The organism is Pseudomonas sp. NPDC087358 (genome assembly GCF_044900785.1).
Taxonomy (GTDB): Bacteria; Pseudomonadota; Gammaproteobacteria; order Pseudomonadales; family Pseudomonadaceae; genus Aquipseudomonas.
This window is the reverse complement of sequence record NZ_JBJDOA010000005.1, coordinates 365,407-384,764: the sequence shown is the minus strand read 5'-3', so window position 1 is coordinate 384,764 and position 19,358 is coordinate 365,407. Positions and strand designations below refer to the sequence as shown.

The 19,358-nt window shown below is 62.7% G+C and carries 18 protein-coding genes; 4 read left to right on the top strand and 14 right to left on the bottom strand.

The features are described 5' to 3' along the window. The first annotated feature begins 77 nt into the window (after nucleotides 1-77). The 3 genes from ACI2KS_RS14695 (at nucleotide 78) to ACI2KS_RS14685 (ending at nucleotide 3,540) form a co-directional block, all read left to right on the top strand. Nucleotides 78-1,184, top strand: a complete 1,107-nt coding sequence (locus ACI2KS_RS14695) for a Gfo/Idh/MocA family protein (protein ID WP_404621362.1) — start codon at nucleotides 78-80, stop codon at nucleotides 1,182-1,184. Between the two features lie 293 nt (nucleotides 1,185-1,477). Beyond that, on the top strand, nucleotides 1,478-3,061 hold the full coding sequence (locus ACI2KS_RS14690) for an aldehyde dehydrogenase (NADP(+)) (protein WP_404621360.1): 1,584 nt from the start codon (nucleotides 1,478-1,480) through the stop codon (nucleotides 3,059-3,061). A gap of 137 nt (nucleotides 3,062-3,198) precedes the next feature. Continuing rightward, entirely contained in the window at nucleotides 3,199-3,540 is a 342-nt protein-coding gene (locus ACI2KS_RS14685) for an FKBP-type peptidyl-prolyl cis-trans isomerase (RefSeq protein WP_404621358.1), read from the top strand. Nucleotides 3,541-3,650: 110 nt separating this feature from the next. Here ACI2KS_RS14685 and ACI2KS_RS14680 read toward each other — a convergent pair whose 3' ends face one another. The 14 genes from ACI2KS_RS14680 to ACI2KS_RS14615 form a co-directional block, all read right to left on the bottom strand. Beyond that, complete coding sequence (locus ACI2KS_RS14680) at nucleotides 3,651-6,044, bottom strand: response regulator (RefSeq protein WP_404621356.1); 2,394 nt, start codon at nucleotides 6,042-6,044, stop codon at nucleotides 3,651-3,653. Between the two features lie 78 nt (nucleotides 6,045-6,122). Further along, nucleotides 6,123-6,584, bottom strand: coding sequence for a response regulator (locus tag ACI2KS_RS14675; protein ID WP_404621354.1), 462 nt, complete (start codon nucleotides 6,582-6,584; stop codon nucleotides 6,123-6,125). A gap of 19 nt (nucleotides 6,585-6,603) precedes the next feature. Next, on the bottom strand, nucleotides 6,604-8,859 hold the full coding sequence (locus ACI2KS_RS14670) for an ATP-binding protein (protein WP_404621352.1): 2,256 nt from the start codon (nucleotides 8,857-8,859) through the stop codon (nucleotides 6,604-6,606). 146 nt (nucleotides 8,860-9,005) lie between these two features. Beyond that, a complete protein-coding gene (locus tag ACI2KS_RS14665) occupies nucleotides 9,006-10,946 on the bottom strand; it encodes a response regulator (protein WP_404621350.1) in 1,941 nt (646 codons plus the stop codon). Next, on the bottom strand, nucleotides 10,936-11,811 hold the full coding sequence (locus ACI2KS_RS14660; RefSeq protein WP_404621348.1) for a sensor histidine kinase: 876 nt from the start codon (nucleotides 11,809-11,811) through the stop codon (nucleotides 10,936-10,938). The genes ACI2KS_RS14665 and ACI2KS_RS14660 overlap by 11 nt, the downstream gene beginning before the upstream one ends. Beyond that, nucleotides 11,804-12,817 carry an ATP-binding protein gene (locus tag ACI2KS_RS14655; RefSeq protein ID WP_404621346.1) on the bottom strand — a complete coding sequence of 338 codons (1,014 nt, stop codon included), beginning with the start codon at nucleotides 12,815-12,817 and terminating at the stop codon, nucleotides 11,804-11,806. The genes ACI2KS_RS14660 and ACI2KS_RS14655 overlap by 8 nt, the downstream gene beginning before the upstream one ends. Then, nucleotides 12,808-13,212 carry an anti-sigma regulatory factor gene (locus tag ACI2KS_RS14650; RefSeq protein ID WP_404621344.1) on the bottom strand — a complete coding sequence of 135 codons (405 nt, stop codon included), beginning with the start codon at nucleotides 13,210-13,212 and terminating at the stop codon, nucleotides 12,808-12,810. Before ACI2KS_RS14650 ends, ACI2KS_RS14655 begins: the two co-directional genes overlap by 10 nt. Further along, on the bottom strand, nucleotides 13,209-13,571 hold the full coding sequence (locus ACI2KS_RS14645; RefSeq protein WP_404621342.1) for an STAS domain-containing protein: 363 nt from the start codon (nucleotides 13,569-13,571) through the stop codon (nucleotides 13,209-13,211). The genes ACI2KS_RS14650 and ACI2KS_RS14645 overlap by 4 nt, the downstream gene beginning before the upstream one ends. A gap of 4 nt (nucleotides 13,572-13,575) precedes the next feature. After that, a complete protein-coding gene (locus ACI2KS_RS14640) occupies nucleotides 13,576-14,430 on the bottom strand; it encodes an STAS domain-containing protein (protein ID WP_404621340.1) in 855 nt (284 codons plus the stop codon). Nucleotides 14,431-14,702: 272 nt separating this feature from the next. Beyond that, nucleotides 14,703-14,978: a DUF1652 domain-containing protein gene (locus tag ACI2KS_RS14635; RefSeq protein WP_404621338.1), complete on the bottom strand. Its 276-nt coding sequence runs from the start codon at nucleotides 14,976-14,978 to the stop codon at nucleotides 14,703-14,705. 154 nt (nucleotides 14,979-15,132) lie between these two features. Further along, the gene (locus tag ACI2KS_RS14630) at nucleotides 15,133-15,672 is read right to left on the bottom strand and encodes a hypothetical protein (RefSeq protein ID WP_404621637.1); all 540 of its coding nucleotides are present in this window, start codon (nucleotides 15,670-15,672) and stop codon (nucleotides 15,133-15,135) included. Nucleotides 15,673-15,768: 96 nt separating this feature from the next. Next, nucleotides 15,769-15,984: a hypothetical protein gene (locus tag ACI2KS_RS14625; RefSeq protein WP_404621336.1), complete on the bottom strand. Its 216-nt coding sequence runs from the start codon at nucleotides 15,982-15,984 to the stop codon at nucleotides 15,769-15,771. 117 nt (nucleotides 15,985-16,101) lie between these two features. Beyond that, entirely contained in the window at nucleotides 16,102-17,223 is a 1,122-nt protein-coding gene (locus ACI2KS_RS14620) for a DUF1615 domain-containing protein (protein ID WP_404621334.1), read from the bottom strand. A 66-nt stretch (nucleotides 17,224-17,289) separates the two neighbouring features. Beyond that, nucleotides 17,290-18,291 carry a GlxA family transcriptional regulator gene (locus ACI2KS_RS14615; protein WP_404621332.1) on the bottom strand — a complete coding sequence of 334 codons (1,002 nt, stop codon included), beginning with the start codon at nucleotides 18,289-18,291 and terminating at the stop codon, nucleotides 17,290-17,292. Nucleotides 18,292-18,394: 103 nt separating this feature from the next. Between ACI2KS_RS14615 and ACI2KS_RS14610 the strand changes: the two genes are divergently transcribed. Further along, nucleotides 18,395-18,940, top strand: coding sequence for a cysteine hydrolase family protein (locus ACI2KS_RS14610; protein ID WP_404621330.1), 546 nt, complete (start codon nucleotides 18,395-18,397; stop codon nucleotides 18,938-18,940). Nucleotides 18,941-19,358 lie beyond the last annotated feature (418 nt).

Below are 19,358 nucleotides of genomic sequence, written 5' to 3'. Positions count from 1 at the left end.
TGGAACTTCCCGCGCTTGCGCCTGCCGACTACACAGGCGCCGGACACACTGTCCGCTGAAAAAAGGAGGCCCTTCACATGCCAGATTCAAACGGCAAAGTGCGCTATGCAGTCGTCGCCGGAGGCTGGATTTCCCAAGGCGCGTTCATGCCCGGACTGGAACAGACCGACAATTCGGTCATGACCGCACTGGTCACGGGCGATCCGGAAAAGGCCGACAAACTGGCCGAACTGTACGACCTCAAGAGTTACCACTACGACCAGTTTTCAGACCTGCTGCAGTCGGGTGAGATCGACGCGATCTATCTGGCCACGCCCAATTTCCGCCATCGCGAGTTTGCCGTGCCTGCCCTGGAAGCCGGGATTCACGTGCTGCTGGAAAAACCCATGGCCGCCAATGAAGAAGACTGCCTGGCCATCGCCGACGCGGCAAAGCGCTCGGGGGCCAAGCTGATGGTGGCCTACCGGCTACATTTCGAGCCCGGGACAGTAGAGATGGTGCATCGGGTGCGCGCAGGTGATATTGGCGATCCGCGACTGTTCACCGCCACATTCGCCCAGACCACCGACCCGGCCAATCACCGCATGCAAAGCGGCTTCGACGCAGGTCCGGTGGCGGACATGGGCCCCTACCCGATCAACGCGGTGCGTAACCTGTTTGCGGCCGAGCCCATTGAAGTGCATGCCGTCGGGGTCAAGACGCCGGGCCGTGAGATCAACACCTTCGATACGGTCAATGTGACCCTGCGCTTCGACCAGGAGCGGCTAGCGACCTTCACCGTCAGCTACAGCCTGCCGTCGACCGAGCGCTTCCAGTTGATTGGGAGCAAGGGCGAGTTCGAGGCGTCGCCGTGCTTCGGTTTCGGTGAAGGCGTGGCCATTGCCTATCGAGCGATCATCGACGGCAACACCACCGAGCACAGTCATCCGGTGGTCGATCAGTTCGGCGGCGAAACCCAGTATTTCTCCGACTGCATCCTGCAGGATCGCGAACCGGAGCCCGATGGCGACGAAGGCTGGCGCGACGTGCGCATCGTTGCCGCCGTCGAGCGGGCGCTGAAAACCGGACAACCGCAGACCCTCGATCCGTTGCCGGAGCGTGCGGGCATCAGCATCGAGCAAGCGCGCCGATTGCCGTTGGCCAAGGTGCCGCCCTACATCAACACTGATGAGCCCAACGCCTGAGCGGTGTGATCTGTAGCCGTCCGGCTTGCCGACGCTTGCGCTGGCAAGCCGCCTGCAAGCCATGCTGCTACAGGCTCTTGCGGTTGCAGGCGATGCGAGACCGCGAAAGGTCGCGAGCCGATCATTCGCTGCCCGGCAAGCGCGCCTTGCGGGCACAAAAATGCAGTTGTATGATGTCCGTTAACTTTCGATAGGCCTTTCGATCTGTCGTCGCGACGCTTCATGCAATCCCACAGATTCCCTGTCAGGCGCCTCGCCTGATCGTTTCGACCCAAAAATAACAGGAGAAGCAGATGCCTAATGTTCTCGGCCAAAACTTCATCGGCGGCGCCCGCAGCGGCCTCGGCGAAGCGCGCCACAAGAGCCTTGACGCCACCACCGGCCAAGCCCTGCCCTACACCTTTTACCAGGCCACCGACGCGGAAATCGATGCCGCGGCCGTGGCTGCAAAACAGGCCTTCGCCGAATACCGCCAGCTGAGCCCGGCTCGCCGCGCTGAATTTCTCGACGCGATTGCCGATGAGCTTGACGCTTTGGGTGATGATTTCGTCGCCCTGGTCTGCCAGGAAACCGCGCTGCCAGCCGGCCGTATCCAGGGCGAACGCGGTCGCACCAGCGGCCAGATGCGCCTGTTCGCCAAAGTCCTGCGCCGCGGTGACTTCCTTGGCGCGCGTATCGACCTGGCCCTGCCGGATCGCAAACCGCTGCCGCGTGTCGACCTGCGCCAGCAGCGCATCGGTGTCGGCCCGATCGCCGTGTTCGGCGCCAGCAACTTCCCGCTGGCCTTCTCCACGGCCGGTGGCGATACCGCCTCGGCACTGGCCGCCGGTTGCCCGGTAGTGGTCAAGGCGCACAGCGGCCACATGGCCACCGCCGATCTGGTGGGTAACGCGATCATCCGCGCTGCCGAAAAAACCGGCATGCCCAAAGGCGTGTTCAACATGATCTTCGGCAGCGGCGTGGGCGAAGGCCTGGTCAAGCACCCGGCCATCCAGGCAGTGGGCTTCACCGGTTCGCTGCACGGCGGCAATGCCTTGTGCAAGCTGGCCGCCGAGCGTGCCCAGCCAATCCCGGTGTTCGCCGAGATGTCGAGCATCAACCCAGTGGTGCTGCTGCCGGGCGCCTTGTCGGCCCGTGGCGCCGCCATTGCCGGCGAGCTGGCAGCGTCGGTGGTCATGGGCGCCGGCCAGTTCTGCACCAACCCAGGCGTGGTGATCGGCATACGTTCCCCGGCCCTGACTGCCTTTACCGAGCAGTTGCAGGAGCACATGGGTGGCCAGGCGCCGCAGACCATGCTCAACGAAGGCGGCCTGCGCAGCTACAGCAAAGGCGTGCAGAAGCTGCTGTCGCACCCAAGCGTCACGCACCTGGCCGGCAAGCCGCAAGAAGGTCGCCAGGCGCAGCCACAGCTGTTCAAGGCGGACGTGAGCATGCTGCTCAACGGCGACGAACTGCTGCAGGAAGAAGTCTTCGGCCCGACCACACTGCTGATCGAAGTGGCTGACGATGCCGAACTCAAAGCCGCCCTGCTGGCCCTGCGCGGTCAACTGACAGCGACGCTGATCGGCGAAACCGCCGACCTGCAGAAATATCAGTGGCTGGTTCCGCTGCTGGAAGACAAAGTCGGCCGCATCCTGGTCAACGGCTATCCGACCGGTGTTGAAGTCTCTGACGCCATGGTCCACGGCGGTCCGTACCCGGCCACTTCCGACGCCCGCGGTACGTCCGTTGGCACGCTGGCAATCGACCGCTTCCTGCGTCCGGTCTGCTACCAGAACTACCCGGACAGCCTGCTGCCGGCAGCCCTGCAGAACGCCAACCCGCTGGGCCTCAAGCGTCTGGTCAATGGCGAGTGGAGCACCGACGTCATCGCTTGATGCTCGTCTGATCCGCTGCAATCGAACGGCGCGCCTGTAAAGGGCGCGCCGTTTTTTTATGCGCCTGGCTGCATTGCCAGCGCAGGCCTACGTCACTAGCATTCACCTGGGCCAATTCACCCGGGGACAGACACAACATGAACGACGAATTACAGATCATCGACCTTGAGCAAGGCACCGGCAAGGCGGCGGTCAAGGGTGCGCTGATCACTACGCAATACACCGGCACGCTCGAAGACGGCACGCTGTTCGACTCTTCGTGGGAGCGCGGCAAACCCTTCCAGTGCGTGATAGGCACCGGTCGCGTGATCAAGGGTTGGGATCAGGGAATCATCGGAATGAAAGTCGGCGGCAAACGCCAATTGCGCGTGCCTGCGCACCTGGCTTACGGCGAGCGTTCGATGGGTGCGCATATCAAGCCGCATTCCAATCTGGTATTCGAAATCGAGCTGCTGGAAGTGCTGACCCGGGACGATTAAGGGCTCTACCGATTTCCCCGCTTGGCATCACCCTTGTGAGCCGGCTTGCTGGCGAATGCGTCAAACGCCACAAGACTGGCGGATGACCGCGACCACCGCAGGAACCGGGCTCACGACGCGACGCCCACGCCTGTCTGCATCAGCACGTGCGCGAGCTTTCTGGCCAGTTCTTCTTCCTTGTAGGGCTTCTGCACGATCAGTTGCTGATCGACGTCGAGGATGTCGATATCGGCAAAACCGGTGATGAACATGACCGGCAGTTCGGGATAGTTGCGCCTGACAATGTCGGCCAGTTCGGCGCCAGTCATGTTGGGCATGGCGAAGTCGGTGAGGACCAGTTCGATGCCCGCGTCGATCTTCTTCAGCGCATCGTCGCCGCTTTCGGCTTCGACCACCGAATAACCCAGCGAACCGAGCATCATCGAGGTCACCGAGCGGACATGGGGGTCGTCATCGACCAGCAGGATGGTGCGGTGCAGATCATCGGCGTCGGCGTGTCCCGGCATGTCCGAGACGCTGATCACAGGGGTCGCGGCGCAAGCGATGCTGGGCAGATACACCTTGATGGTGGTCCCTGCATTTTCGGCGGTGTCGATGCTCACGCCCCCGCCTGACTGTTTGGCGAAGCCGAATACTTGCGCAAGGCCCAGCCCCGAGCCCTTGCCCACCGCTTTGGTGGTAAAGAACGGCTCGAACGCCTTGGCCAGCACTTCCTCGCTCATCCCGCAGCCCGAATCGCTGACCGAGAACACCACATAGGCGCCCGGGTCCGGGTCCTCGGGGCGATGCGGCAGGCGATAGACGATTTCGTTCCAGGATTTGAGGCGCAGTTGCCCGCCCTGCGCCATGGCATCGCGGGCGTTGATCGCCAGGTTGAGGATGATCATCTCGGTCTGTGTCGGATCGACCAGCGCGCTCCACAGGTCATCGGCCAGCTCGGTGTCGACCCAGACACTGCCGCCCAAGGCACGGCCCAGCAGCTCGCGCATGCCGTCGATGGTGTCGTTGAGGTTCAACGCTACCGGCTCCAGCCGCTGACGACGGGAGAAGGACAGCAGCTGGCTGGTGAGTTTGGCGCCGCGCTCACCGGCTTCGCGGATGTTCTGCAGGCGTTGCGGTGACTTGGTGAAGTTACCTTTCTCCAGGTCACGGGTGAGGAAGTTGGCGCTGGTGAGGATCACGGTCAACAGGTTGTTGAAGTCGTGAGCGACGCCTGCGGTCAGCTGGCCGACCACCTCCAGCCGCTGCATCTGCTGCAGCGCCGCCTCGACCCGCTCGCGTTCGCGGATCTGGTCACGCAAACGTTTATTGGTCGCCGCCAGCTCATCGACCACCGCGCGTTCGCTGGTGATGTCACGCACTGCGGCATACATCAGGCCTTCGTCGGGGACAATGGTCCAGGACAGCCAGCGGAAGCCACCCTCGGCGTGACGCATGCGATTGACGAAACGCGTAGTGACGTTGCCTTTGGCGACGCTGGCGGTCTCGCGCAAGGTGGCGTCAAGATCATCCGGGTGTACCCACTCCCACAGGGCCTGCTCATGAAAATCCGCGCGCGCCCAGCCCAGGGTCGCCTCCCAGGCCGGGTTCAGGGCAATGGTGGTCATGTCGAAACGCAACACGCCCAGCAATTCGCGGGACAGCTCCCAGGTGCGGTCGCGTTCGCGGGTCCGTTGCACCACCCGTTCGCCAAGGATCTCGTTGAGTTGATGCAGCGCCTGAGTGGCCTGCTTGCGCTCGCTGATGTCCTGCATGACGCCGGTGAAGCGCACGCATTTGCCGTCTTCGAACAAGGAGCGGCCATTACTGAACACCCAGCGCTCGCCGTCGCCTTCGACCAGCAGGCGATGTTCGATCTGGAAACCGACATCGGCGGTAAGCGCGGCCATGACCCGGCTCTGCAAAAGGTCGCGGTCATCGGGGTGGCAGTGGGAAAACATGAACGCCATGCTGACGTGAGCGTCGCTGGACACCCCATAAAGCGTCTTGCAACGCTCGTCCCAGAGCAGCGTCTCGGTACGCGGGTCGTAGGTCCATACGCCCATCTCGGCGGCTTCGATCGCCAGATGCGCACGCACCTCGGCGTCCTGCAGGGTTTCCTCGGCCAGCAGGCGTTTTTCCCGCTCGTGCACCTCGGAGACGGCACGCACGACCGCCTTGGGCAGCATCTTGAGGTTCTGCTTGAGCACGTAGTCGATGGCGCCCATGCGCATCATTTCGACCGCGTGCTGTTCACCAAAGATGCCCGACAGAAAAATGAACGGCGTCTGCGGTGCCAGTCGCAACGCGCAATTGAGCACCTCGGCACCGGAAGAGCCGGGTAACAGGTAGTCACTGAGGATCAGATCAAAACGCTGCGCCAGCAGCTCTCGCTCCACATCCTGATGGTTGTAGACCAGCGTGGCGTCGATTTTCAGCCCACTGTTTTCCAGCGTGAGCAGGGTCAGTTCGGCATCATGCGGACTGTCTTCAACCAGAAGCAATGTGAGTGGCGATAGCGGCATGAATAGTCGTCGATGGTTTCGCAAAGACCTGCGCGGTCAGTCATTGGCACGACGGCGCAGGTCGGATGGACAGGTGAATCAGGAACCCGGACGGCGTGACAGTCGCAGGGAACCTGGCGGCGGCTCGTTGAGAACGGCCCAGAAAACCCCGAGATCGGAGATTGCCGAGACGAATTCCTTGAATTCGACCGGTTTGACCACGTAAGCGTTCACTCCTAATGCATAAGCGCGTTGCAGATCGGGTTCCTCGCGTGATGAGGTCAGCATCACCACCGGAATGCTGCGCAGCTCCTCGCTCTCACGGATCGCCTTGAGAACTTCCAGGCCATCGAGTTTGGGCAGCTTGAGGTCGAGCAACAGCACCGCCGGATTACCCAGCGCACGGTCATCGTAGTTGTTTCGCCGAAAGAGATAGTCCAGCGCTTCGGCGCCGTCTCGCAATACGATCACTTCGTTGGCCAACTGGCTACGCTCCAGCGCGACCAGAGTCAGCTCCAGATCGTTGGGATTGTCTTCCACCAGAAGAATGGGTTTGAGCATTGGGCGTCTCCTCGGACACTCAAATGGTTACAGTGAGACTGCGCTTGGGCAGCGCAAAATAGAAAGTGGCTCCGTGCCCCAGTTGGCTGTGCGCCCATACCGAACCATCATGGCGTTCGATAATGCGCCGCACACTGGCCAGGCCAATCCCTGTGCCTTCGAATTCTTCCATCCGGTGCAGCCGCTGGAACACGCCGAACAGCTTGCCCGCGTACTGCATGTCAAACCCCACTCCGTTGTCGCGGATGTACACCACGACCTTGCCATCTTCCTCATAGCTGCCGATTTCGATGACAGCGGCGCTGTGGTTACGGCTGTACTTGATCGCGTTGGACAGCAGGTTGCGCATCGCCAGGTGCAGGAACGCGGCGTCGGCGATCACCACCGGCAAAGGCTCGGGGATACGCCAGCTCAAGTCCCGGCCTTCGTAGTCGGGGAGCATTTCCCGGCGAATGGCCTCGACCATCGCGTTCAGGTCAACCTGCGAGAAGCGCATGGCCGAACGGCCCATCTGCGAGAAACTCAGCAGGTTGTCCACCAGCGTGCCGGCAAAACGCGCCGATTCGCCGATGTTGTCCAGGAACCGCACCCCTCGCTCGGACAGCTTGCTGCCTTCGATGTCACTGAGCAGTTCGGCATAGCCGGCGATATGCCGCAGCGGCGCGCGCAGGTCGTGGGACACGCTGTAGGAGAACGCTTCGAGTTCCTTGTTGGATTTTTTCAGCTCTTCAGCCAGGGCGGCCATTTCCTCGGCTTTGCGCAGGACGATGCCGAGCACCGCAGTGCGCAGCTCCACTACGCCTTCGACGTCCAGCTCATCCCACGGACGCGAGAAGCCGCGAACGGTTTCCTGCCAGAGGGCAAAGCTGTGACGCGGGCTCAGCGAACCGCTGTCGCTGATGGTTTTCTCGGGTCTTCCCGCCCAGCTCACCACCCGCGTCTGCTCGGGGCGGAACCAGATGATGTAGTTGGAATGCAGCTCGGAAATGGCCATCGCCAGCACACCGCTGACCGACTCGCCCAGTTGCGGCAGTTCAGGTATGTCGCGGCCTACGTTGTCAGAGGCGAAGACCTCATGGGCGTCACGTTGACTCAGCCATTGGGTCAGCGCGTGGATCTGGGCACGGTCGGGGGTCTGGCCATAGACATCCAGCGTCGATTCGGAAATCACCGCCGCGCCTGTGGCCTCGACGAACGCCAGCAATACCTCCGGCATCGCGCGCAGACCGCCAATGACGCTGTCCAGGTCAGCCATCGCCGCGAGCATCTGCACGATCTGGCGACGCAGGCTGAGCATGCGTTGGGTCTTGGCCTGGGCCTCCTTGGTTTCGATCTGCAACGACAACACGCTGCCCAGCAGTTCACAGGCGGTGCGGGTCTGGAAGCTGACCGAGCGCGGCGTTGCGTGATGGCAGGAGATCAGGCCCCACAACTGGCCGCGGACCACGATGGAAATCGACATCGAGGCCAGGGTCTGCATGTTGCGCATGTACTGCAGATGCACAGGCGAAACACTGCGCAGGGTGGCGAAACTGAGGTCCAGTGGCGCACCAGTGACCGGGTTATTGACCGGCACCAACGCCGAGGGCTGGTAATTGGCATCCTCGATCACGCGAATCCGGTTGGCCACGTACAGCGCCCTGGCCTGGGCCGGAATGTCGGACGCCGGAAAGCTCAGCCCCAGGTAACTGGGGTAGCCGGGCTGGGCAACTTCGGCGTTGACCAGGCCATTGCCGTCGGCATCGAAACGATAGGACTTGACCCGCCCGAACCCGGTAATGCGCCTGACCTCGTCCACCGAACGCTGGCACAACGCCTGGATGCTTTCGCCCTCCTCCATCTGGCTGATGAAGGTGCGCATCAACGGATAGACGTTGCCGTACGCCGAGGTCATGTCGCTGGCAGGCTCGAATTCGGCGATCAGCACCCGGTCATGCCGATGCACCATCATCGCCATCGGCAGGCCGGCACGAGAGCCCTCAAGGAAGCGCACATCACCGACGTGAAACGGGTTCTGGTCGTCCTCGGGCAGCGCGGCCAGGCGATCGAGCAGGCGCGGGCAGTCATCGAATACCCGAGCCAGCGCGGCACCGATCAACGCCTGCGGCTCCAGGCCCAGCCAACTGAGCACGTTGGCGCTGACCTGGCCAATGCTCAGCGTCGCTTCGTCAATCACCAGCAAAAAGCCCTGAGGCTGAATACTGCCGGGAATCTGGATCGGTTCACGGGCGCAGTTATCGATCGCGCTTTGGTGAAGTTCCTGGCTCAGGGTCAAAACAAAATCTCCTTCACCCTCAGGCGCCGCTCATCAGTGGGCCCCAACGGTGTGTGCCCAATGGATGGCACTCAGTGAATGGGCGTGAATGGTAACAAAGCTCACGCGTGTTTATGCCGCCGAATCGATCTTCAGAACAGCTCGCCTCATGCGTCGAGCATGGTCCTGACCTTGTCGAGGAACTCGACCATCTGGAAAGGCTTGATGATCATGTCCATGCCCTCCCCCAGGAAATGCTGGCGGTTCAGGGCGTTTTCCGCGTAACCAGTCATGAACAGCACCGGCACGTGCGGCCACCAGTTGCGCATTCTCTGCGCCAGCTCGCGGCCGTTCATGTGGGGCATGCCGACATCGGTGAGCAGCAGATCGATGGAGCTGTCGTGCTCCATGATCGACAGCGCGGTGATGACGTCCGCCGCCTGGGTACAGCGATAGCCCGCATCGGTCAGGATCTCGTTGACGAACATGCGCACCGAAGCGGTGTCCTCGACAATAAGGACATGCTCGCCAGCGCCAAGTTCGGCGGTCTGCGCCGGTTGGGGCGGGGCCACCGTCTGATCGACAGCGGCAGGCAGCATCAGGGTCACTTCGGTGCCATGGCCGACAACGCTGCGGATCTGCACGTCGCCACCGGATTGCCGGGCGAAGCCATAGATGGTCGATAGCCCAAGCCCGGTGCCTTCACCGATGGGCTTGGTGGTGAAGAACGGGTCGAACACCTTGCTGATCAGGTGATGCTCGATGCCGACACCGTCGTCGCGCACGGTCAAGGTGATGTAGGGGCCATCCGCCAGTCGCGAGTTGCCTTGTGAATACGCCTCGAAGGTGCTGATCCAGATGTTGCCGCCCTCAGGCAATGCATCGCGCGCATTGATCACCAGATTGAGCACCGCGCTTTCCAGCTGCCCGGCGTCGACCATTGCCACGGCACTGCGGGAGGTCAGCTCAAGGGTCAGCCCGATGCGCTTGCCGACGGTCCTGCTGACCAGGTCCTCCAGAGAGCGCACGTGCTGATTGATGTCGGTGGCGCGGGTGTCCAGCGGCTGCTGCCGGGCAAAGGCCAGCAGGCGGTGAGTCAATGCCGCCGCGCTCCTGGCCGAAGCCAGCGCGGCATCGGCGTAGGCCAGCACTTTGTCGGGCCGGGCGTCCTCGGTGCGCTTCTTGATCAGCTCAAGGCCGGTCATGATGCCCGTCAACAGGTTGTTGAAATCGTGAGCGATGCCCCCGGTGAGCTTGCCGATCGCGTCCATCTTCTGCGCCTGCAGCAGCTGTTCTTCGGTCCTGGCGCGTTCGGCGACTTCATGGGCCAGACGGCTGTTGACCGTGTCCAGTTGCTGCAGGTGCGATTGCTCACGGCGCCGATGCTCGGTGACGTCCTCGATGAACACCAGGCTCAGGCCGGTGGCGCGATAGGGCGACACTTGCCACTCGGTTTCGCGCAGATCGCCCTTGACCAGCATGCTCACCGTGCCTTTCCAGCGCTCGCCAGCGGCAAGCGCTTCATACAGACCGGCGATCACCGGTTGCGGGTTTTCGGTCAGGCACTGCAACACGGTGCTCTCGGGTGAACCCTGAGCGATCAGCCGGGCGAAGGCGTGATTGCATTCATGAATGTTCAACTGGCCATCCATGACCGCGATGGGCGCCGACACGTTGACGAAAATCTCGCGAAAGCGCTCCTCGCTGTCACGCAGGGCAAATTCGGTGTCACGCACCCGCAGCAGCGTGCGCAGGGTCGCCAGCAGCACGTCGGGGTCCACCGGGTGCACCAGGTAAGCGTCGGCGCCCGCCTCAAGGCCGGTGACGATATCGCCGGTCTGAATCGACGCCGCCGACACATGCACCACCGGCAGCAAGGCCGTACGCGGCTCGGTGCGCAGTTGGCGGACGATATCGAAGCCGCTCATGTCCGGCAGGTTGACGTCGAGAATCAACGCATCGGGGATCTGCTCGGCGATCAGCTGCAGGCCTTCGCTGCCGGTCCCGGCCTCCAGCACAGTGAACCCCTGGCGCTCCATGCGCCGACGCAAGGCATAACGCGTGGCGGCATTGTCATCGACGATCAGCAGCCGGGTTTCAGCTTTCATCAAGGTGCTCCTGAGCCAGCGCCAGCGGGATGACGACATAGAACGTCGAGCCGATGCCGGGCTGGCTCTGCACCCCGACCCGGCCGCCCAGCAGCTCGGCGAAACGCTTGCACAACGACAAACCCAGGCCGGTGCCACGCAGCCGCTTCTGCAACGGCGAGTCGACCTGGACAAAGTCCTCGAACAGCGCGCCGTGAAGCTCCGGCGGAATGCCGATGCCGGTGTCGCTGACGGCAAAACGGATAGCCTGCTCGCCCTCGAGGCGCGCCGACACCCGGACCTCGCCACGCTGGGTGAACTTCAAGGAGTTGGAAATGAAATTACGCAGGATCTGCGCCACCTTCTTGTCATCGGTGTAAAGCCTTGGCAGGCCCATGGGCTCTTCGAAGATCAGATCCACCGCCGAGGTGTCGACGATCGGCCTGAACATACCGCGCAGGGCCGAGAACAGATCGAACATGTCGAACCAGGCGGGTGAAATGGTGATGCGCCCCGCCTCGATCTTGGCCAGGTCCAGCAGGTCATCGACCATGTCGCTCAACTCCCGCGCCGCGGTGCTGACGAACGCCACCTGCTTGTGCTGATCCGGGCTCAACGGGCCATCGATTTCATCGGTCAGCAGGCTGGCGATGCTCAGGATCGAGCCCAGGGGGGTGCGGAACTCGTGGCTCATGTAGGACAGAAAGCGGCTCTTGAGGTCCGATGCCTGACGCAACTGCTCGGCCTGGCCGTCGAGTTCGGCATACAGCGCCAGCACGCCCTGATTGGTCTCGTCCAGTTCGGCTCGCAGCGCTGCCGCTTCGTCGCGCGCCTGGCGAAGCTGGGCGGACTCCTCAAGGACGCCGTGAGCGGGGTTGTCAGTCATCGAGCGCCTCCAGGGCCATTACCAATACCGTTACGTCATCCCTGCCCCGGCAATAATCGCGGTGCAGAACCGCCGCGATGATGGCCGGGTGTCGATACATCAGACCCGGGTAGTCACGAAGATTCCACCGCGATTGCAGGCCGTCGCTGTACATGATCAACAGTTGCCCGCCGCAGTGAGCGTAGTTCACCGCCGGGATCTTCCGGTACTGCAGGCCGACGATGCCAGGATGCGAGGCCATGCCACGGGGCTTGTCCTCGCCGATCAGCGTCGCACCGATGTTGCCGATCCCGATAAAGCGCAACGCGCCATCCGCGCCGTCGAACTGCGCAATCGCCAGCGCGCCGCCGCGGCTACCGCGCATGTCGTGGTGGATTTCCTCGAGCAGCATGCCGGGCTCGGCGAACGGTTCGCGATTGAACGCCGTGGCCCCTGCCCTTGCCGCCGCCTCGGCCTCCGGGCCATGGCCCAGACCGTCGATCATCAGCATGCTGATCTGCTGGCCCTTGATCGCCAGTTCCCAGGCGTCGCCACAGGCCGGATCGTCGTGCAGCGAATGCTGGCTGACACCTGCGCGCAGGTCCCTGACCACCGCTGCCCGTGGGTAGAAGCGCGTCAGCAGCACGGTGCCACGGTGGTCGCTGTGCACGTCGAACACCTGAGCCTGACGCAGGATCGAGCCCAGCCCGATGCCTTGTGTGCCGCGCGTGGAAACGCCGTCGGGCATGCAGTCATGCAGATCGAAGCCCTGTCCACGGTCGATCGCGATCACCTCGACGCCCGACACGGCGCCGGGCAACGGACGCAGGTGCACCTCGCCGCTGCTGGCATGCTTGAGGATATTGCTTGCAAGCTCGGTGACCACCAATGCCACACGACCTGCGTCCGTGGCGTCGAAACCCAGCTGCTCGGCCAGCTTCTGCGCAGTGCGGCGGGCATGGCCGACCTGGCTGCTGTCCTCGACCGGCAATACCTGGGTCAGGCTGCTGTGCAGTCTCAGGTCCATTTGCAGATCGTCACTCGGGTGCCCGCACCGGGCGCGGTGTCCAGCTCGAAGTCATCGACCAGGCGCTTGGCACCGGTCAGGCCCAGACCCAGGCCGCCGCCGGAAGTCCAGCCATCGGTCATCGCCAGTTTCAGGTCGGGAATGCCCGGGCCTTCATCACGGAAGGTCAGGCGCAGGCCAGTGCGCACGCCGTCCTCGACGATCTGCCAGTCCATGTCACCGCCACCGCCGTAGACCATGGTGTTGCGCGCCAGCTCACTGACGGCGGTCACCAGCTTGGTCAGGTCGATCAGGCGCATGCCACATTCCTGCGCCAGCTTGCGCGCCGTTTGCCGGGCCAGCACCACATCCTGCTCTATACGAATGCCTTGAGTGCCGCTGCTGCGCGTGTTCATTGCGTCTCAGCCCGCTCGCGCAACAGTTTCATGCCGCGCTCGACGTTCAGCGCGGTGCTGACACCCGGCAGCGTCATGCCCAGCTCCACCAGGGTAATGGCCACCGCCGGCTGCATGCCGACGAGCACGGTTTCAGCGTCCATGACCCGTGACAGACCGGAGATCATGCCGATCATGCGGCCGATGAAGGAGTCGACCATGTCCAGCGCCGAAATATCGATCAGCACGCCACGAGCCGAGGTCTTGCTGATCCGCTCGGACAGGTCGTCCTGCAGCGTCAGCGCCAGTTGGTCATGCATGTCCACTTGAATGGTGACCAGGAGGAAGTCGCCCATCTGCAGGATTGGAATCCGCTCCATGGGCTTATACCGCAGCCTTGGTCACGCTCACGCCCAGACGGCGCAGCGCCAGGGCCAGCGCATCGGCCAGGTTGGCCTTGGTGACCACGCCTTGCAGGTCCAGGCCCAGGTGGACGATGGTCTGCGCGATCTGCGGACGCACGCCGCTGATGATGCAGTCGGCGCCCATCAGGCGAATGGCGGTTACGGTCTTGAGCAGGTGCTGGGCGACCAGCGTATCGACGGTCGGCACACCGGTGATGTCGATGATGGCGATTTCAGAGCCGGTGTCGACGATGCGTTGCAGCAGCGACTCCATTACCACCTGGGTGCGCTGGGAGTCCAGCGTGCCGATCATCGGCAGTGCCAGCACGCCGTCCCACAGCTTGACCACAGGGGTGGACAGCTCGAGCAGTTCTTCCTGCTGGCGCTTGATCACCGCCTCGCGGGATTTCTGGAAGGTGCGGATGGTGTGCATGCCCAGCGCGTCCAGCAGCTGGGAGATTTCCCAGAGCTGCTCGGCCAGCACCGCCGGTTGCTCGGCGAACTCTTCCTGCAGCAGGGTAAAGAACGGCCCTTTGAGGGCGAAGATGAAGTTCGCGGTCTGTTGCGAATCCTGCCCGGCCAGCGCGCGCTGGTGGGAGAGTTTTTCCAGGAACTGGCGGATCTCGTCCCAGTCGGCAGTGGTGATGTTTTGCGAACCACCACGCTCCAGCACCGAGGTCAGCAAGTGCAAGAAGTCGCCCGTCTGCTGATTGATGTCATCGGCCTTGAGATTGCGCGTAGCGCCACTGGCTTCAAGGTCGGTGAGCCAGCGCGAAGACAGTTGCGCGTGGGAGCGCTTGAGGGCTTGCATGGTGGTTTGCTGCAGTACTGCCATGAGGTGGCTCCTGGGATTTTTCTTATACGTTGATCGGGCGGTCAAACCACTCCGACGACCAGACGTCAAAATAGGGTCAGGACACTGATTCCGGTTCTGCGGAATGGTTTCCTAACTTGTTCAATACACAGTGGTTTTCAAATCGCGGACAAAGCCAAGGAAATACCCTGCCACACCATTGGTGTCAAGGTAACATCATCAAGCGCCAATCGTTCCATCGCCCGTGTAGATAAAGGCGGCGACGACCCGCGGTAGATGGCCACGAACGCACATCAAGCGCCCTGGGACCCCACCAGAGAGGCAGGCGATGAGCCAAAGGGTGTGACACACGTGCGCAGATCATAGCGCAGCTCGGCGACCAGCTCCGCCACCTGACGCACGGTGGTCAGGTTGGCGATCGACAGGTTGTCTACGCGCAGGGCCAGCTGGCCGGTGTCGGGCTGAAAAATCCTCACCATCAGGGTGCCGCCGGGCATGACCGTACACTCACAGGCCAGGGGCAGAAAACCGCTCTCCAGAGTCCTGCGCAATTGCGGGGTAAACAGCATGCCATCACCTCCATGTTGATCGAAACCAGGCGCCCGCCAGCCCGTCTGCCTGCAGACCGATACGTCAGTGTAGACAGGGTTGCGAACCTGCCGCGCCTGCGGTGATCAAGCTGTGCGTTGGCGCACATTCCCCTGCCCCATGGCGCGTCGCCGCTCAGAACGCACTACTGGCGGTCTGCGCGTAGATCGAGAACGCGCCCAGCAGCAGCCAGAAGACGCTGAACAGCCAAGGGGTGCGCATCGAGAACAGCAATGACTTGCGATAGCCCTTCTCGCTCGACTCATGCTCGCAGAACAACGGCGAATCATCGTAGGCAAGGCCCATGGCCGGCTGGCTGTGCAACAACTGGCTTTGTTTGAAATGCCAGTGGTCGATGATTTCGTAGGCGGCTCGAATCCCGGGCCAGGCATGCATCGAGCTGATCAGGCCGAGCAATGTCAGAAACGGCGGCACCACCAGGGTGAACAACTTGCCCCACTCCGGATTGAGATTGGCCATGGAGGAGGCAAACGCGATGACCAGAAACGACTGGGCGGACAGGTAGGCGTTGGTGCGGTTGGACAGGATGGTGGTCTCGTACTGGATTTCCTTGCGGTAGAAATCCAGACGGTCCTTGGGTGAACCGAACAACAGCGCTTCGGCGCTCTGAGAATCCGTTACCGGCACACTGCTGGTGAGGATGTTGGGTGTCACAGGGTCACGACTCAAAACGGGCTCCTGGTAAACGACGCTTGAAAAAAAAGCCGAAGCGAAGGCATGTGCCCTGCTCCGGCGACCGACGGCAGCCTGCTAGCGCAGGTCGTCAGAAAGCGGGGTGGGGTCATCGGCGCCAGGGACCTTTGCCGCAGGAGGCTCGTTCCAGTCTTCAGGCCGCTGCTCTTTCGACTCTTTCAACTCTTGGGCGGCATCCTCGTCGTCTCCTGCGTCCGGATCCAGGTCGCTTTCGACGGGCGTGGTCGGGGCAACGGGCGGCACACCGAGAGGGAGGGTTGGATCGACTGACATAGGCACCTCTGCTAGGCAAAGTCCGGCGCATCCGGGCTGTTAAGGCTTCGAGAGCCGCACAGCGCAGGGGTGCCATGAAATGGACAGGCGGTCGCTCGCTTGCCCTGCGCGCAGTGGTTACTGCAGTTTGCCCGAGGCCCGTGCCATGCAGCGCACGCGGCGTTCTTCGACCCGCTGGGCAAACCAGGCGGTGGTCAGCTTGCGGGTAATCTTCGGGCTTTCCAGGACGATGCCCGGCAGGATCGCCCTGGGTAACGGCTTGCCCGCCGCCTTGTCGGCCAGTTCGAACACCTGCCGATACAGATCGGTGTCCTCGAACGCCAGTGTCTCGCCTTTTTCCAGCTGGCTGCGAATGCTCGGGTTACGCATGCCCAATTGCGTGTGCAGGCCGCGCACTGCCAGCTCGGTCTGGCCCAGTGACGGGCCGAAACCGTAGCTGATCAAATCACCGTCCAGCGCCAGGCGCTTGCCCGACAGACGCGCCACTGCGCTTTGAAACGCGGCATTGCGGCTGGCGTACCAGCCGGCATTGAAGTCGGCGAAGCGATACAGCGGCTTGTCGTAGCTGACCGGATAGCCGAGCAGATGAGCGATGCCGAAATACATGCCGCCACGGCGACTGAACACCTCATGCCGAATCGAGCTGTCCAGCGGATAGGGATAATCCTGTGCGTGGCGCTCGGCGAACTCGATGCTGACCTGCATGGGGCCTGCGGTGTGCACCGGGTTGAAGTTGCCAAACAGCGTACGCCCCAGGGGCACCATGCCGATGAAATCATCGAAGATCAGGCTGAGGTCTTTCTCGGTCCGCGCCGCGCTCAGGCGTTCGTTATAGGTCTTGCCGGTCGGCGAGCGGATATCCAGCGCGCTGCGCACCAACAGGTTGGGGATATGCACCTTGCTGGCGCGGCGGTCGATCTCATCCTGGGCGATCTTGCCCATCCCGGGGACGGCCGGATCGACCTGATAGTTCGACTCCTGCTCGGTCACCGCCAGCACCGAACACAGATTCTCGACGCTGGGGTCGATTTTCTGTGTTTCGAACGCGGTGTAGATATCCGTCGCCCAGCCTTGACGGTCGGCGACACTGGCGGGCAGCAAGCGCACGATTTCACTGCGTACCAGGTCCGGCGCGGGGGGTGGCGGCTGATTGCGTTGCGAGCTACAGGCGGCCAGCAGCGTCAGCGCAGCCAGGCTGACCAGGGTCCTGGCGTGGCGAGGGTTTCCGATTGCGGGCATGAATGCTCGGCACTCCATCAATAAGTTGCCGATATGGACAACGCCGGTCGCCGAGTGACTCACGGCTCAAACACGCGGCGCCACATCGGGCAGGCCTACGCCGAACTTGCTGCGGTAGGCGCTGGGGGCCAGTCCGGTGATTTTCCTGAACGTCGCCCGAAACGCCGCCGAGTCCTGATAGCCCACGGTCCAGGCGATGTGATCGACCGTGCCGTTGGTGAACTCGAGCATTTCCCGGGCCTTGCCGACACGCAGGTGCTGGCAGTATTCGGTGGGTTTGAGGCCGGTGGCGGCGCGAAAACGGCGCAGGAACGTACGCTCCTCAAGCCCTGCACGACGCGCCATCTCGGCCAGCGAGACATCCACCGCGCCGGTGCTTTGCAACCAGTGCTGAGCCTTGAGCACCGCGCTGTCGCCATGCCCGAGGATCGGCGCGAAATTGCTGCCGCATTGCTGGGCGCTGTCGCTGTGCTCGATCACCAGAAAACGCGCGGTGCGGGTGGCGATGCTCGGCCCCAGCAAGCGGTCGACCAGGCGCAGCCCCAGTTCGGCCCAGGCCATCAAGCCGGCCGTGGTGATGATGTCGCCGTCGTCGATGATCGGTTGCTCGGCGTGCACCCTGATGTTGGGGAAGCGTTCGCCCAGCGGTTTGGCCTGGGTCCAGTGGGTAGTGGCGGCGCGGCCATCGAGCAAGCCGGTCTGCGCCAGCACGAAGGCGCCCAGGCACACCGTACCGATGGTCGCGCCAGCGGCGTGTTGTGTCCGCACCCAACGTGACAGGCCCTCCATCGCCTCGGTGCCGGGCAGGCCCATCAACGACGGTGGAATCAGTACCGCCAGCAATGGCCCGTCTTGCGCCAAAGGCAGACTGTCGAATACCCGCTGCGGCTCGCAACGGCTGTCCACCTGCCAATGACTGACCCGCAGGCGCGGCAGCTGTGTCGCGCCATGTTCGTCGGCCATGCGATTGGCGACCTCGAACAGGTCCGTCAGCCCGTGCACCGCTGCGGTTTGTGAGCCGGGATAAATCAGCAGGCCGATCTCGGCAACTGGCCGTTCAACGCTCATTGTCAGTTTTGCCTCGTCTAATGTCGTTACGGCCAATCCACGGCGATCCCCACAGGGTCAATACTGACCCCACACCACACAGATCCCAACCGAGGCAGCAGACATGTCCAAATCAGCGCTCATCGTAGTCGATATCCAGAACGACTACTTCCCTGGCGGCAAATGGCCTTTGGTCGGTGCCGATGCAGCGGCCGATAATGCCGCCAGGATTATCCAGGCCACCCGCGATGCAGAGGGTCTGGTGGTGCATATCCGTCACGAATTCACCAGCCAGGACGCGCCGTTCTTCACCCCGGGCTCCGACGGCGCAAAACTGCATGCAAAGGTCATCAACCAGGGTGATGAGCCGGTGCTGCTCAAACACTTCGCCAATTCATTTCGGGAAACCGAGCTCAAGCAGGTCCTGGATCAGCACGGCATCGATGAACTGGTGGTGATCGGCTCCATGAGTCACGTGTGCATCGACGCAACGACTCGCGCGGCAGCGGATTTCGGTTACACGGTCAAAGTCATTCACGACGCCTGCGCCAGCCGCGATCTGGAATTCAACGGCAGCACAGTCCCGGCGGCCCAGGTACACGCCGCCTTCATGTCCGCGCTGGGCTTTGCCTACGCTCAAGTGATCTCGACGGACACGCTTTTGAATTGAAGCACCGCTTCCCCGGGGCGTTTTGCTGGCGAATGCGCGGGGTCAGGTATCAAACCGGCGACTGACGCGCCGCGTTCGCCAGCAAGCTGGCTCCTACAGGGTTCGCGTGGCCGGTCGAGTTTCGAGCGTTTCGCGCGTTTCCGATCGTTCCCACGCTCTGCGTGGGAATGCATCCGCTGACGCTCTGCGTCAGATCAAAAGCAGACGCAGAGCGTCGAGAGCGGCGTTACCACGCGGAGCGTGGGAACGATCAGCACCAGGATTTCTGAGCCGGTCGAGTTTTCGAGCGTTTCGCATGTTTCCGATCATTCCCACGCTCTGCGTGGGAATGCATCCGCTGACGCTCTGCGTCAGATCAAACGCAGACGCAGAGCGTCGAGAGCGGCGTTACCACGCGGAGCGTGGGAACGATCAGCAC

Coding starts and splice junctions, on each gene's coding strand:
- ACI2KS_RS14695 (WP_404621362.1), top strand. CDS start 78: ATGCCAGATTCAAACGGCAAAGTGCGCTATGCAGTCGTCGCCGGAGGC.
- ACI2KS_RS14690 (WP_404621360.1), top strand. CDS start 1,478: ATGCCTAATGTTCTCGGCCAAAACTTCATCGGCGGCGCCCGCAGCGGC.
- ACI2KS_RS14685 (WP_404621358.1), top strand. CDS start 3,199: ATGAACGACGAATTACAGATCATCGACCTTGAGCAAGGCACCGGCAAG.
- ACI2KS_RS14680 (WP_404621356.1), bottom strand. CDS start 6,044: ATGCCGCTATCGCCACTCACATTGCTTCTGGTTGAAGACAGTCCGCAT.
- ACI2KS_RS14675 (WP_404621354.1), bottom strand. CDS start 6,584: ATGCTCAAACCCATTCTTCTGGTGGAAGACAATCCCAACGATCTGGAG.
- ACI2KS_RS14665 (WP_404621350.1), bottom strand. CDS start 10,946: ATGAAAGCTGAAACCCGGCTGCTGATCGTCGATGACAATGCCGCCACG.
- ACI2KS_RS14660 (WP_404621348.1), bottom strand. CDS start 11,811: ATGACTGACAACCCCGCTCACGGCGTCCTTGAGGAGTCCGCCCAGCTT.
- ACI2KS_RS14655 (WP_404621346.1), bottom strand. CDS start 12,817: ATGGACCTGAGACTGCACAGCAGCCTGACCCAGGTATTGCCGGTCGAG.
- ACI2KS_RS14650 (WP_404621344.1), bottom strand. CDS start 13,212: ATGAACACGCGCAGCAGCGGCACTCAAGGCATTCGTATAGAGCAGGAT.
- ACI2KS_RS14645 (WP_404621342.1), bottom strand. CDS start 13,571: ATGGAGCGGATTCCAATCCTGCAGATGGGCGACTTCCTCCTGGTCACC.
- ACI2KS_RS14640 (WP_404621340.1), bottom strand. CDS start 14,430: ATGGCAGTACTGCAGCAAACCACCATGCAAGCCCTCAAGCGCTCCCAC.
- ACI2KS_RS14635 (WP_404621338.1), bottom strand. CDS start 14,978: ATGCTGTTTACCCCGCAATTGCGCAGGACTCTGGAGAGCGGTTTTCTG.
- ACI2KS_RS14625 (WP_404621336.1), bottom strand. CDS start 15,984: ATGTCAGTCGATCCAACCCTCCCTCTCGGTGTGCCGCCCGTTGCCCCG.
- ACI2KS_RS14620 (WP_404621334.1), bottom strand. CDS start 17,223: ATGCCCGCAATCGGAAACCCTCGCCACGCCAGGACCCTGGTCAGCCTG.
- ACI2KS_RS14615 (WP_404621332.1), bottom strand. CDS start 18,291: ATGAGCGTTGAACGGCCAGTTGCCGAGATCGGCCTGCTGATTTATCCC.
- ACI2KS_RS14610 (WP_404621330.1), top strand. CDS start 18,395: ATGTCCAAATCAGCGCTCATCGTAGTCGATATCCAGAACGACTACTTC.